Raw genomic sequence first — 13,969 nt, forward strand, 5'->3', positions numbered from 1 at the left:
TTGCACGCTAACCTATGCATAAACGGCATACGGTTTGATGTGACGCCGATTGACAATCGAGCGTGTTCCATTTTGGTGCACGCCTTGCGGAGTAGTCGATGAACCTCGAAAGCAAGTGGCTGGAAGACTTCAGTGCCCTGGCCGCCACACGTAGTTTTTCTCAGGCGGCAGAGCGCCGCTTCGTCACCCAGCCAGCCTTCAGCCGTCGTATCCGCAGCCTCGAAGCTGCCCTGGGCTTGACCTTGGTGAATCGTTCCCGCACGCCCATCGAGCTGACTGAGGCAGGACAGCTTTTTCTGGTCACGGCGCGCACGGTTGTCGACCAGTTGAGCGAAGTTCTCCGCCATTTACATCATCTTGAAGGTGGGCAGGGTGAGGTGATCCAGGTGGCTGCGGCGCACTCCTTGGCATCGGGCTTTTTCCCCCGTTGGGTGGCACAGTTACGCAACGATGGGTTGAACATCGCCACGCGCCTGGTCGCCACCAACGTGGGGGATGCCGTGCATGCCTTGCGTGAGGGTGGCTGCGACCTGATGCTGGCTTTCTATGACCCGGATGCCGCCCTGCAGATGGATGCCGAGATCTTCCCGTCGCTGCACATGGGCACCACGGAAATGCTGCCGGTGTGCGCGGTGGGCGCAGATCGCAAGCCGTTGTTCGACCTCGATGGTGACAGCAGCGTGCCGCTGCTCGCCTACAGTGCCGGCGCCTTCCTGGGGCGGTCGGTGAGCCTGCTGCTACGTCAACGCAACCTGCGCTACACCACGGTCTACGAAACGGCCATGGCCGACAGTCTCAAGAGCATGGCTCTGGAAGGAATGGGCGTGGCCTGGGTGCCGCGGCTTTCCATGCGGGGTGAACTGGAGCGGGGCGAACTGGTGGTCTGTGGTGGTAGCCAGTGGCATGTTCCGCTGGAAATACGCTTGTACCGCTGCGCCCTGGTGCGCAAGGCCAACGTGCGTTTGTTGTGGCGCAAACTGGAGTCGGCCGGTAACCAGGCGGACCCTGCACTCTGAATCATTAGGGGGTAAAAAGTTGTCCCGCGAGACAGCTTGCCCTTTGATCCGACATGTGCTTGTGGGGGTGGGCGGGCTGCTTCGCTATACGCTATAATCCCGCGCCTTCGGCCGGCTAGGTCGATTCAGAATCCGTATGACAAGCCACGCCGGTCGACCTGCGTGGCTTGTTGCTTTTAGCGCGCCTGAAGGCGCTTGCAGGAGAGGCTCGACGATGAGTGCACTGGTTGGCGTGATCATGGGCTCCAAGTCCGATTGGTCCACCCTTAGCCACACCGCCGATATGCTGGAAAAACTCGGCATTCCCTATGAAGTGAAGGTGGTTTCCGCCCACCGCACCCCGGACTTGCTGTTCCAGTACGCTGAAGAAGCCGAAGGGCGTGGTATCGAGGTGATCATCGCCGGTGCTGGTGGTGCAGCCCACCTGCCAGGCATGTGCGCGGCCAAGACCCACCTGCCGGTGCTGGGCGTACCGGTGCAGTCGTCGATGCTGTCGGGCGTGGACTCGCTGCTGTCGATCGTGCAGATGCCTGCCGGCGTACCGGTTGCTACCTTGGCTATCGGTCGCGCCGGAGCTGTTAACGCCGCTTTGCTGTCGGCGAGCATCCTGGGCGCCAAGTACCCTCAGTACCATGCAGCGCTCAAGCAGTTCCGCACAGAGCAGACCGAGACCGTCCTGGACAATCCAGATCCACGTCAGGCTTGAGGCTGAACCCATGAAGATCGGTGTAATCGGTGGCGGCCAGTTGGGCCGCATGCTGGCTCTGGCGGGTACTCCGCTGGGCATGAACTTCGCTTTCCTCGACCCGGCGCCGGACGCCTGTGCCGCCGCACTGGGCGAGCACCTGCGTGCCGACTATGGCGACCAGGACCACCTGCGCCAGCTGGCCGACGAAGTCGACCTGGTGACCTTCGAGTTCGAGAGCGTCCCGGCCGAGACCGTGGCTTTCCTGTCGCAATTCGTACCGGTGTACCCGAGCGCCGAGGCGCTGCGCATCGCCCGTGACCGCCTGTTCGAGAAGAGCATGTTCCGTGACCTGGGCATCCCGACCCCAGCCTTCGCCGACATCCTCTCGCAGCAAGATCTGGACGCTGCCGTGGCCAGCATCGGCCTGCCGGCGGTGCTCAAGACCCGCACCCTCGGTTACGACGGCAAAGGCCAGAAGGTCCTGCGCACGCCCGAGGACGTGGTCGGCACCTTCGCCGAACTGGGTAGCGTACCGTGCCTGCTCGAAGGCTTCGTGCCGTTCACCGGCGAAGTCTCGCTGGTGGCCGTGCGTGCCCGGGATGGCGAAACCCGTTTTTACCCGCTGGTGCACAACACGCACGAGAGCGGCATCCTGCGTCTGTCGGTGGCCAGCGAGGCTCACCCGCTCCAGGCGCTGGCTGAAGACTATGTTGGCCGTGTACTGCAGAAGCTCGACTACGTGGGCGTCCTGGCGTTCGAGTTCTTCGAAGTCGACGGTGGCCTGAAGGCCAACGAAATCGCCCCGCGGGTGCACAACTCCGGGCACTGGACCATCGAAGGCGCCGAATGCAGCCAGTTCGAGAACCACCTGCGCGCCGTTGCCGGCCTGCCACTGGGTTCGACCGCCAAGGTGGGTGAGAGCGCGATGCTCAACTTCATCGGCGAAGTCCCGGCGGTCGACAAGGTCTTGGCTATCGAAGATTGCCACCTGCATCACTACGGCAAGGCCTTCAAGGCCGGACGCAAGGTGGGTCACGCCACATTGCGCTGCCAGGACATGCCCACCCTCAAGAGCAAAATCGCCGAGGTAGAGGCGCTGATCAGCAACTGATCGAACTTCTGCCACGGGCAGGGCCTCTGAAATGGCAACAAGCCAAAGCGCTGTCTAGGCTTTGGCTTGTTCCATCTTCACTGCAGAGGGACTGCCATGGGCATCATTGGAACTATCTTCATCGGCCTCATCGTTGGCCTGCTGGCGCGCTTCATCAAGCCAGGGGACGACAGCATGGGCTGGATCATGACCATCCTGCTGGGTATCGCCGGCTCCTTGCTCGCCACCTACGGTGGGCAGGCCTTGGGGATCTACCAGGCGGGCCAGGCTGCAGGCTTCTTCGGAGCGCTGGTAGGTGCCGTCGTCCTTCTGGTGATCTATGGATTCATCAAGAAGCGTTGAATAGGCGGTAGAATGCCCGGCAATTCATCCGAGTTGCCGAGCATTTCATGCGAGCCTTTTTTCTCATTCCCTTGCTTCTGGCCAGTACCCTGGCCCATGCCGAACTGCCCGAGACCGACTGGCTGGAGCTGATGCCCAAGTCGGATCAGAAAGCGCTCGAGCAGATGCCCGAGATCGACCACAACTCGCCGGAGGCCATGGGCACCTTCACCGACAAGGGCGGCCTCAAGCAGAGCAAGGGCTTGCCGGCGGTGATGTACTCGACCAAGACCGTGGCGGCGATGGACGGCCGGGAAATCCGCTTGGGTGGCTACCCGGTGCCGTTGGAAAGCGATGCCAAGGGCAACAGCACCTTGTTCTTCCTGGTGCCGTACCCAGGAGCTTGCATTCACGTGCCACCGCCGCCGCCCAACCAGCTGGTGCTGGTGCGCTACCCGAAGGGACTGAAGATCGACGATATCTACACCCCGCTTTGGGTCAGCGGCAAGCTGAAGGTGGAGAAGGTCAGCAATGACCTGGCCGATGCGGCGTATGCGATGGATGCGGGGCAGGTGAGGGTGGTTGAAGACGCCGACCTCTGAGTGCCTGCGCCGGCCTCTTCGAGAGAGAACCCTAGAAGAGGCCCATGAGCTAGGCGCAGGCTGTCAGATCGTGTCACTACCCACCCGGACCTGCAGCGAACTGCTGGCCCCAGGTTCCAACTCCACTACGTCATCCCACACGTTCGCCGTCTCGATGCACAGCATCCGTTGCCAGCCATCATCGGCCATGTCTGGCAGTACGCGGGCGCGGTCGGTCCATGGGTTCCAGATCACCGCCGAGCGTGAACCCTGGCTGCTCAAGGTGATGCGCCGGTTCCAGTGTGGATCGACGATGCTCAGTCGAGCGGGTGTGTTCAGGTAGATGCGGTCGGTCTCGCCGGTGAAGCCCAGTGCACCCTGTTGTTGGCGTTGCTCCCAGTCTGCCAGGGTCTCGATGTAGCTCAGCCCCTCGACGCCTTCGACCCGCGCCTGTCGCACATCGCTGAGCGCAAAGTAGCTGTGCAGGGCCTGACTGATGGTGACCGGGGTAGTGCCCTGATTACAGCTGGTCATCGTCAGCGTCAGGTCCTGGTCCAGCTCCACCACAAGCTTGAGTTCGACTTCATGAGGCCAGCCGGGCAGTTCACCCTTTGCCTCGGGCAGCTCGAACTCGATGCGCAGGCCATCGCCAACTTCTTCGATACCCAGCAATTGCCAGTCACGCGTGCGCGCCAAACCATGGGCAGGCGGCTGCTCGCCACGGTACATGGCCTGCACCGACTGGGGGTTGCGCTGCAGATTGCCGAACCACGGCCAGCACACTGGCACCCCCGCGCGCACCGACTTGTCCTTTCGGAAGATGGCCTGGTCGCTCAGCCACAGCAGCGGTGGCTCGCCCACGCGCTGGTAGCTGAGGATCTGCGCACCCTGCTGGGCGATCAGTAATTCGGCGCGGTCGCTGGTGATGCGCCAGCAGTTGAGTTCGCCATGTTGCTCGGATTCGACCTTGAAGGTAGCCATTGCGCTCGTCTCATTGAATGCCTGTGGGTCTTGGACCCTGTGACTTGCAATGAGTTTACCGCTCGCCAGGCTCAGCGACGAGGCACAGAGCGGGTGCGGCCGCTGCCATCGATGGCCACGAAAACAAATACCGCTTCGGTCACCTTGCGCCATTCGCTGGACAGCGGGTCGTCGCTCCAGACTTCCACCATCATCTGGATCGAGCTGCGGCCGATTTCCAGGGTCTGGGTATAGAACGACAGCTGCGCGCCGACGGCCACCGGGACAAGGAATGCCATGCGATCGATGGCCACCGTGGCAACCCGGCCGCCGGCGACGCGGCTGGCCATGGCGGTGCCGGCCAAGTCCATCTGGGCAACCAGCCAACCGCCGAAGATGTCGCCGAAACCGTTGGTTTCGCGGGGGAGTGCGGTGATTTGCAAGGCCAGGTCGCCTTGCGGAATAGGATCTTCTTGTTCGAGCTCAATCATGCGGTGGGGCCTCTGACCCGTGACGCTTCGTTGGTATGGCGCAAGGCCGTGAAAACGATTCAGCTCGAAACATACTACGCTGATTTCGCTTTGCTGGGCGGCCGTAGGGAAACTCTGCGAAACCGCCTGAGCATAGTGACCGGCGTTTTCGCACAACATCCCACAGTTGGACCAACCTTTTTCCTACGAGTGGGCAGTATATAGAGCAGAACAGCCAGCGACGACCGTGCATTGATGAATATCTGTATGGATTTTGTATCGCTAACGATGCGCCTCGGCAATTTGCTATCTTCGCCTGTCTCCCAATCCAGAAGCCGCGTGCCAAGCGGTCTGCATGACCTACAAGAGAACAACGAGCGATGACCTCCGTGCCCAGCAGTATCGAGCAGCCTTCGCGGCCGCTGACCCGCAGTGACTACAAGACTCTCTCACTGTCCGCCCTTGGCGGAGCGCTGGAGTTCTACGACTTCATCATCTTCGTATTCTTTGCCACCGTGGTCGGCAAGCTGTTCTTCCCGGCCGACATGCCTGAGTGGCTGCGCCTGATGCAAACGTTCGGCATCTTTGCCGCCGGCTACCTGGCGCGGCCGCTGGGCGGGATCATCATGGCCCACTTCGGCGACCTGCTGGGTCGCAAGAAGATGTTCACCTTGAGCATTTTCATGATGGCGCTGCCAACCTTGGTCATGGGCCTGCTGCCGACCTACGCGCAAATTGGCATGTGGGCACCCATCCTGCTGCTGCTGATGCGCGTCATCCAGGGCGCGGCCATTGGTGGTGAGGTGCCGGGTGCGTGGGTATTCGTCTCCGAGCACGTACCAGCGCGCAACACAGGTTATGCCTGCGGCACCCTGACTGCGGGGCTTACCGCCGGCATCCTGCTGGGTTCGCTGGTCGCGACCCTAATCAACAGCGTGTACAGCGCCGAGGAAGTCGCCGGCTACGCCTGGCGTATCCCATTCCTGCTCGGTGGCGTGTTCGGCCTGTTCTCGGTGTACCTGCGTCGTTGGCTGCATGAAACCCCGGTGTTCGCCGAAATGCAGGAACGCAAGGCACTGGCCGAAGAGCTGCCATTGCGCGCGGTACTGCGCGATCACCGTGGCCCGATCATCCTGTCCATGCTGCTGACCTGGATGCTGTCGGCGGGTATCGTCGTGGTGATCCTGATGACTCCGGCGTTGCTGCAGAGTATCTACCACATCAGCCCCACCGACTCGCTCAAGGCCAACAGCCTGGCGATCGTGCTGCTCAGCCTCGGTTGCATCGGTGCCGGCAGCCTGGCCGACCGCTTCGGCGCGGGCCGCGTGTTCGTGGTTGGCAGTCTGCTGCTGCTGGCAAGCTCCTGGACCTTCTATCACAGCCTGCCGGTCCGGCCTGACCTGCTGTTCCCGTTGTATGCCGTCACTGGCCTGTGCGTGGGCGTGATCGGGGCGGTGCCTTACGTAATGGTCAAAGCCTTCCCGCCGGTGGTGCGTTTCAGTGGCCTGTCGTTCTCTTACAACGTGGCATACGCCATCTTCGGCGGCTTGACGCCAATGGTGGTCACTGCGCTGCTGAAGGTCAGCCCGATGGCGCCCGCCTACTATGTGGCGGGGTTGTGCGCCGTTGGTCTGGTCGTGGGCCTTTATTTGCTCGCCAACAAACGCTGATTGGCAGAGGTACCGCTCCGATCGCTGGCAAGCCCCGACCCTGTAGGTGCCGGCTTGCCAGCGATAAGGTTCCCCCTTTCTGAAACATCCTGAAAAGGCCATCCCGGTAACCGGTGATGGCCTTTCATCCAATTGTCACATTGAAGTCATATCGTGTTCATGCGGCCTGCAGATACTTGGGCCCGATCCATCCAACACCCCCAATATTCCTGCTAGGAGCAAGGCATGAAACTGAAGCGTTTGATGGCGGCCCTCACCTTTGCCGCCGCTGGCGTTGCAACCGCCAATGCGGTAGCCGCTGTCGATCCTGCGATCCCGACCTACACCAAGACCACCGGTGTATCGGGCAACCTCTCCAGCGTCGGTTCCGATACCCTCGCGAACCTGATGACTCTGTGGGCCGAGGCCTACAAGAAGGAATATCCGAACGTAAACATCCAGATCCAGGCTGCCGGCTCCTCCACCGCGCCACCTGCGCTGACCGAAGGCACCGCCAACCTCGGCCCGATGAGCCGCAAGATGAAGGATGTCGAGCTGCAGGCCTTCGAGCAGAAGTACGGCTACAAGCCGACCGCCATCCCGGTTGCCGTCGACGCCCTCGCCGTGTTCGTACACAAGGACAACCCGATCAAAGGCCTGACCATGGCCCAGGTCGATGCGATCTTCTCCTCGACCCGCCTTTGCGGCGGCAAGGCCGACGTCAAGACTTGGGGCGACCTGGGCGTGACCGGCGACCTGGCCAACAAGCCGGTTCAGCTGTTCGGTCGTAACTCGGTGTCCGGCACCTACGGCTACTTCAAGGAAGAAGCCCTGTGCAAAGGCGACTTCAAGCCTAACGTCAACGAACAGCCTGGCTCGGCTTCGGTCGTGCAGTCGATCAGCTCCTCGCTCAACGGCATCGGCTACTCGGGCATCGGCTACAAGACCGCCAGCGTCAAGACCGTAGCCCTGGCCAAGAAAGAAGGCGGCGAGTTCATCGAGGACAACGAAGCCAACGCCCTGAACGGCACTTACCCGCTGTCGCGTTTCCTGTACGTCTACGTCAACAAGGCCCCGAACAAGCCTCTGGCCCCGCTGGAAGCCGAGTTCGTGAAGCTGGTCCTGTCGCAAGCTGGTCAGCAGGTCGTGGTGAAGGATGGCTACATCCCGCTGCCGGCCAAAGTGGTCGACAAGACCCTGGCTGACCTGGGCCTGTCCCACGCAGGTAACGTTGCAAAGAAGTAAGTAACTGAGGAAGAGGTCGGCGCGGATGCCGGCCTTTTCCACGAATTCCCAGTCCGAAGCCAGGGTTCCTGAGCGGCGGGCTTTTGTGCGTCAACGCACTGTCATGTTTTTGTCATACGGGACCGCTAGGGTGTGCGCATGAATGATCTGGCCAACTCCACAATGACCCAAAATTCCCCTCCCGTGCGGATTGACTTCAATACGCCGGAGCTGCAACGCAAGCGCCGCATGCGCGCCCTCAAGGATCGCCTGACCCGCTGGTATGTACTGGTGGGCGGGCTTGCCGTATTGGCAGCCATTACCCTGATCTTCTTCTACCTGGCCTATGTGGTGCTGCCACTGTTCCAGGGCGCCGAGCTGACCAGCAAGAAGGCCCTGGAGCCGACCTGGTTGCAGCAGGACGCCGGCAAGCCGCTGATGATCGCGCTTGAAGAGCAGAACCTGGTGGGCATGCGGGTTTCCGACAAGGGGCAGGCGCTGTTCTTTGACTCCAAGACCGGTGCCGAAGTGAAGCGCGTCGACCTGCCGTTGCCAGCTGGCACCCAGGTCAGCTCGATCAGTACCGACCAGCCGGGCAGCCCGCTGGTGGTGTTGGGGTTGTCCAACGGCCAGGCGTTGGTGTTCCACCACACCTACAAGATCACCTACCCGGACAACAAGAAAACCATTACCCCCGACATCGACTTCCCGTACGGCCAGGCGCCGTTCGTGCTCGATGACGAGGGTCGTCCGCTCGAGCACGTAAGCGTGAACCTCAATGGCGAGACCTTGCTGCTGGCTGGTTCCACCGGTTCGCACCTGCAGGTGGTCGAGCTGACGAGCACCGAGAACATGATGACCGGCGAGGTCACCACCGAGCAGAACCGCATCGAACTGCCGCAGATGACCGAAGTGGTGAAGAACATCTTCATCGACCCGCGTCAGCAGTGGCTGTACGTGATCAACGGTCGCGCCACTGCCGACGTCTTCAGCCTGCGTGAGAAAAGCCTCAATGGCCGCTACAAGCTGCTTGAAGACGGCCAGGCCGAAATCACAGCCACTGCCCAGCTGGTCGGCGGCATCTCGCTGATCTTCGGTGACTCCAAGGGGGGGCTGAGCCAGTGGTTCATGGCGCGTGACCCCGATGGCGAATCGCGCTTCAAGCTGATCCGCAGCTTCCAGATGGGCAACGCGCCTGTCGTCCAGATCGACGCCGAGGAGCGCCGCAAGGGCTTCATTGCGCTGGATGCGGCAGGCAAACTGGGCGTGTTCCACAGCACTGCGCACCGAACCCTGTTGGTCGAGCCAGCGGCTGAAGGCCCGGGTATCCTGGCGCTGTCGCCGCGCGCCAACCGCATCATCATCGAGGAAGGTGGCAAGCTGCTGCCACTGAGCCTAAAGAACCCGCACCCTGAAATTTCCTTCAGCGCGCTGTGGGGCAAGGTCTGGTACGAAAACTACGACGAGCCGAAGTATGTATGGCAGTCGACCGCATCGAACACCGATTTCGAACCCAAGCTGAGCCTGTCGCCGCTGACCTTCGGTACTCTGAAGGCCGCCTTCTACGCGATGATCCTGGCTGCTCCACTGGCCATCGCCGCCGCCATCTACACCGCTTACTTCATGGCCCCGGGCATGCGCCGCAAGGTCAAGCCGGTGATCGAACTGATGGAAGCGATGCCGACGGTGATCCTGGGCTTCTTCGCCGGTCTGTTCCTGGCCCCGTACCTGGAAGGCCACCTGCCAGGTGTGTTCAGCCTGTTCGTGATCATGCCCCTTGGTATCCTCCTCACAGGCTTCACCTGGAGCCGTCTGCCTGAGTCGATCCGCCTGCGTATTCCAGACGGCTGGGAAGCCGCGATCCTGATCCCGGTGATCCTGGTGATCGGTTGGTTCGCCCTGTACATGAGCCCGTTCATGGAGACCTGGTTCTTCGGCGGCGACATGCGCCTGTGGATCACCAACGACCTGGGCATCACCTACGACCAGCGCAACGCCCTGGTAGTTGGTATCGCCATGGGCTTCGCGGTCATTCCGAACATCTACTCCATCGCCGAAGACGCCGTGTTCAGCGTGCCGCGCAGCCTGACCCTGGGCTCCCTGGCCCTGGGTGCGACACCGTGGCAGACCCTGACCCGCGTGGTCATCCTCACCGCCAGCCCGGGTATCTTCTCGGCGCTGATGATCGGCATGGGCCGTGCGGTTGGCGAGACCATGATCGTGCTCATGGCCACCGGCAACACCCCGGTGATGGAGCTGAACCTGTTCGAAGGCATGCGCACCCTGGCCGCCAACGTGGCGGTGGAAATGCCTGAATCCGAAGTCGGCGGCAGCCACTACCGTGTGCTGTTCCTCGCTGCCCTCGTGCTGCTGATGTTCACCTTCATCATGAACACCTTGGCCGAGCTGATTCGCCAGCGTCTGCGCAAGAAATACTCGTCGCTTTGATAGGAAGGTAGAGATCCGTGAAAAAGGATTCCCTCAAAAGCTGGTTCAAGAGCGGCGCCCCAGGCGTCTGGATCAGCGGTGGCGCGGTCGCCATGGCGGTGATCATGACCGTCGGCCTGCTGGCGGTGATCGCCGTGCGCGGCCTGGGCCACTTCTGGCCGGCCGACCTGGTCCAGGCCACCTACAAGGTGCCGGGCCAGGCCGACCATATCGTCATTGGTGAAGTGGTACAGAAAGAAGAAGTCCCGCGTGCCCGTCTCAAGGGTGCTGGCTTGCCAGTACCGGACGAGGGGCCGGAGTTCATGACCCGCGAGCTGATCAAGGTCGGTAACCGCGACCTCAATGGCAGCGACTTCACCTGGGTGGTCGGCGAATGGCTGGTCGACGAGCAGAAGCCGGTCGACCTGATCGCCCTGGAACGTCGCGAGTGGGGCAACTTCTACGGCTACCTGGTCAGCGTCAAGGAAGAGGGCAAGGTCGTCGCCGAAGGCCCTGCGGCCTGGAACGAGCTACAGACTCGCCTCAAGCGCGCCAACCAGCTCAACAGCGAGCTGCAGAGCCTCGAGAAGAAAGACATTGGTGCCATCAACCATGGCCTCGAACGCCTGCGCCTGCATGCCCGTAAACTGGAACTGGACGGCAAACTGGACGCCGCTGCCCAAGCAGACATGGACGCCGAGCGTGCCGAGCTGAACAGCCGCTACAAGGCCATCGAAGACCGACTGACCAGTCTGCACCAGGCTTTTGCCCGTGACAGCCTGGTGGCGCGTGACGGTAATGGCCGCGAAGTCGAGATCAACCTGAGCAAAGTGGTACATGCCATCCAGCCGAACGCCATGTCCGGCATGACGAAGATGGGCACCTACTTCGCCAAGGTCTGGGAGTTCCTCAGCGACGACCCGCGTGAAGCCAACACTGAAGGCGGTATCTTCCCAGCCATCTTCGGTACCGTGATGATGACCCTGATCATGGCCGTGATCGTCACCCCGTTCGGTGTGCTGGCCGCCGTCTACCTGCGCGAGTACGCCAAGCAGGGACCGGTGACCCGCCTGATTCGTATTGCGGTGAACAACCTGGCGGGTGTTCCGGCCATCGTCTACGGCGTGTTCGGACTGGGCTTCTTCGTCTACGTGCTGGGCGGTTCGATCGACCGTCTGTTCTTCCCCGAAGCGCTGCCGGCACCGACCCTGGGTACTCCGGGCCTGCTGTGGGCCTCGTTGACCTTGGCACTGCTGGCCGTGCCCGTGGTGATCGTGGCCACCGAGGAAGGCCTGGCGCGCATTCCACGTACCGTGCGCGAAGGCTCCCTGGCCTTGGGTGCGACCAAGGCCGAGACCCTGTGGAAAATTGTCCTGCCGATGGCCAGCCCGGCCATGATGACCGGCATGATCCTCGCGGTGGCCCGCGCTGCCGGTGAGGTCGCGCCGCTGATGCTGGTGGGTGTGGTGAAACTGGCACCGTCGCTGCCGGTTGACGGCAACTACCCGTACCTGCACCTGGATCAAAAGATCATGCACCTGGGCTTCCACATCTACGACGTCGGCTTCCAAAGCCCTAACGTCGAGGCCGCGCGGCCGTTGGTGTACGCCACCGCGCTGCTGCTGGTGCTGGTGATCGCCACCCTAAACCTCTCGGCGGTGTGGATCCGTAACCACCTGCGCGAGAAGTACAAGGCTCTCGACAGCTGAACCTGATTGCAAGCGTGCCGCCCGCCCGTCGGGCGGCCCTTTGAAACGCATTGATAGCGTATGGAGTTGACCATGCAGCATGAATCCCACGCCCACGGCATCGACATGTCGGCCCTGGGCCGCGACAAGCAGAGCCTGCGCCTGGCCGAAGAAACCGTGGCCATCGAAGTACCGGGCCTGTCCCTGTTCTATGGCGAGAAGCAAGCGCTGTTCGATGTGCAGATGAATATCCCCAAGCAGCGCGTGACCGCCTTCATCGGCCCGTCCGGTTGCGGCAAGTCGACCCTGCTGCGTACCTTCAACCGCATGAACGACCTGGTTGACGGTTGCCGCGTGGAAGGCGCGATCAACCTGTACGGCAACAACATTTACCGCAAGGGCGAAGACGTGGCCGAGCTGCGTCGCCGTGTGGGCATGGTGTTCCAGAAGCCCAACCCGTTCCCCAAGACCATCTACGAGAACGTGGTCTACGGCCTGCGCATCCAGGGCATCAACAAGAAGCGTGTGCTCGATGAGGCTGTCGAATGGGCACTCAAGGGCGCTGCCCTCTGGGATGAGGTGAAGGACCGCCTGCACGAATCGGCACTGGGCCTCTCTGGCGGTCAGCAGCAGCGTCTGGTCATCGCCCGCACCATCGCGGTAGAACCGGAAGTGCTGCTGCTCGACGAGCCATGCTCGGCACTGGACCCGATCTCGACCCTGAAGGTCGAAGAGCTGATCTACGAGCTGAAATCCAAGTACACCATCGTCATCGTGACCCACAACATGCAGCAGGCGGCCCGTGTCTCGGACTACACCGCGTTCATGTACATGGGCAAACTGGTCGAATTCGGGGATACCGACACCCTGTTCACCAACCCGGCGAAGAAGCAGACCGAAGACTACATCACCGGTCGCTACGGCTAACAACCGAAGCCAGGGAACGACACGAACTTCTTGAAGCTTGCAGCTTCTTCGCGGAGCGAGACGATGATCAACAAAGAAAGCCTTACGCATCACATTTCCCAGCAGTTCAACGCCGAGCTCGAAGAGGTGCGCAGCCACCTGCTGGCCATGGGTGGCCTGGTCGAGAAGCAGGTCAACGACGCCGTTACCGCGCTGATCGAGGCCGACTCGGGCCTGGCCCAGCAAGTGCGCGAAGTGGACGAGCAGATCAACCAGATGGAGCGCAACATCGACGAGGAGTGCGTGCGCATCCTCGCTCGCCGTCAGCCTGCCGCGTCCGACCTGCGCCTGATCATCAGCATTTCCAAGTCGGTGATCGACCTGGAGCGCATTGGTGACGAGTCGACCAAGATCGCCCGCCGTGCCATCCAGCTGTGCGAGGAAGGCGAATCGCCGCGTGGCTATGTCGAGGTTCGCCATATCGGCGACCAGGTGCGCAACATGGTGCGTGACGCGCTGGATGCGTTCGCCCGCTTCGACGCCGACCTGGCATTGTCGGTGGCTCAGTACGACAAGACCATCGACCGCGAGTACAAGACCGCGCTGCGCGAGCTGGTGACCTACATGATGGAAGACCCGCGCTCGATCTCGCGGGTACTGAGTGTGATCTGGGCCCTGCGTTCGCTGGAACGCATCGGCGACCACGCGCGCAACATCTCGGAGCTGGTGATCTATCTGGTGCGCGGCACTGATGTGCGCCACCTGGGCCTCAAGCGCATGAAAGAGGAAGTCGAAGGAACGGCCGATAGCGCTAATGTTCCGGCCGGAGCGGACGATAAATAGGATTGCTCCCGAGCCTCAACGCCCGGCCTGTGCCGGGCGTTTTCGTTTGCGGTCGAGCAGCCAGCAGGCACCCGCGAATGATGTG

At 61.9% G+C, this 13,969-nt stretch carries 13 protein-coding genes; 11 read left to right on the top strand and 2 right to left on the bottom strand.

The features are described 5' to 3' along the window. Positions 1-98 precede the first annotated feature (98 nt). The 5 genes from C4Q26_RS11920 to C4Q26_RS11940 all read left to right on the top strand — a co-directional run bounded on the left by C4Q26_RS11920 (position 99) and on the right by C4Q26_RS11940 (position 3,738). Positions 99-1,016 (top strand): LysR substrate-binding domain-containing protein, encoded by a 918-nt coding sequence (locus C4Q26_RS11920; RefSeq protein WP_023383068.1) that lies wholly within the window; start codon positions 99-101, stop codon positions 1,014-1,016. Between the two features lie 214 nt (positions 1,017-1,230). Further along, positions 1,231-1,722, top strand: a complete 492-nt coding sequence (gene purE, locus C4Q26_RS11925; RefSeq protein WP_023383067.1) for a 5-(carboxyamino)imidazole ribonucleotide mutase — start codon at positions 1,231-1,233, stop codon at positions 1,720-1,722. A gap of 10 nt (positions 1,723-1,732) precedes the next feature. Continuing rightward, on the top strand, positions 1,733-2,815 hold the full coding sequence (locus tag C4Q26_RS11930; protein ID WP_023383066.1) for a 5-(carboxyamino)imidazole ribonucleotide synthase: 1,083 nt from the start codon (positions 1,733-1,735) through the stop codon (positions 2,813-2,815). A gap of 96 nt (positions 2,816-2,911) precedes the next feature. Next, positions 2,912-3,157, top strand: a complete 246-nt coding sequence (locus C4Q26_RS11935; protein ID WP_010955824.1) for a GlsB/YeaQ/YmgE family stress response membrane protein — start codon at positions 2,912-2,914, stop codon at positions 3,155-3,157. 47 nt (positions 3,158-3,204) lie between these two features. After that, complete coding sequence (locus C4Q26_RS11940) at positions 3,205-3,738, top strand: DUF3299 domain-containing protein (RefSeq protein WP_023383065.1); 534 nt, start codon at positions 3,205-3,207, stop codon at positions 3,736-3,738. 63 nt (positions 3,739-3,801) lie between these two features. Here C4Q26_RS11940 and C4Q26_RS11945 read toward each other — a convergent pair whose 3' ends face one another. Continuing rightward, positions 3,802-4,698: a D-hexose-6-phosphate mutarotase gene (locus C4Q26_RS11945; RefSeq protein ID WP_104883112.1), complete on the bottom strand. Its 897-nt coding sequence runs from the start codon at positions 4,696-4,698 to the stop codon at positions 3,802-3,804. Positions 4,699-4,769: 71 nt separating this feature from the next. After that, a complete protein-coding gene (locus C4Q26_RS11950) occupies positions 4,770-5,168 on the bottom strand; it encodes an acyl-CoA thioesterase (protein WP_003253317.1) in 399 nt (132 codons plus the stop codon). A 359-nt stretch (positions 5,169-5,527) separates the two neighbouring features. Between C4Q26_RS11950 and C4Q26_RS11955 the strand changes: the two genes are divergently transcribed. The 6 genes from C4Q26_RS11955 to phoU all read left to right on the top strand — a co-directional run bounded on the left by C4Q26_RS11955 (position 5,528) and on the right by phoU (position 13,884). Continuing rightward, a complete protein-coding gene (locus C4Q26_RS11955; RefSeq protein WP_023383063.1) occupies positions 5,528-6,817 on the top strand; it encodes an MFS transporter in 1,290 nt (429 codons plus the stop codon). Between the two features lie 225 nt (positions 6,818-7,042). Beyond that, positions 7,043-8,041 carry a phosphate ABC transporter substrate-binding protein PstS gene (locus tag C4Q26_RS11960; RefSeq protein WP_003258169.1) on the top strand — a complete coding sequence of 333 codons (999 nt, stop codon included), beginning with the start codon at positions 7,043-7,045 and terminating at the stop codon, positions 8,039-8,041. Positions 8,042-8,179: 138 nt separating this feature from the next. Then, entirely contained in the window at positions 8,180-10,468 is a 2,289-nt protein-coding gene (locus tag C4Q26_RS11965) for an ABC transporter permease subunit (RefSeq protein ID WP_023383062.1), read from the top strand. Between the two features lie 17 nt (positions 10,469-10,485). Then, positions 10,486-12,156 (top strand): phosphate ABC transporter permease PstA, encoded by a 1,671-nt coding sequence (gene pstA, locus C4Q26_RS11970; protein ID WP_023383061.1) that lies wholly within the window; start codon positions 10,486-10,488, stop codon positions 12,154-12,156. A 72-nt stretch (positions 12,157-12,228) separates the two neighbouring features. Continuing rightward, positions 12,229-13,062 carry a phosphate ABC transporter ATP-binding protein PstB gene (gene pstB, locus C4Q26_RS11975; RefSeq protein ID WP_023383060.1) on the top strand — a complete coding sequence of 278 codons (834 nt, stop codon included), beginning with the start codon at positions 12,229-12,231 and terminating at the stop codon, positions 13,060-13,062. 63 nt (positions 13,063-13,125) lie between these two features. Further along, positions 13,126-13,884, top strand: coding sequence for a phosphate signaling complex protein PhoU (gene phoU / locus C4Q26_RS11980; protein ID WP_023383059.1), 759 nt, complete (start codon positions 13,126-13,128; stop codon positions 13,882-13,884). The last annotated feature ends 85 nt before the right edge of the window (positions 13,885-13,969 follow it).

This window comes from Pseudomonas sp. SWI44 (assembly GCF_002947915.1).
In the GTDB taxonomy this organism is placed as follows: domain Bacteria; phylum Pseudomonadota; class Gammaproteobacteria; order Pseudomonadales; family Pseudomonadaceae; genus Aquipseudomonas; species Aquipseudomonas taiwanensis.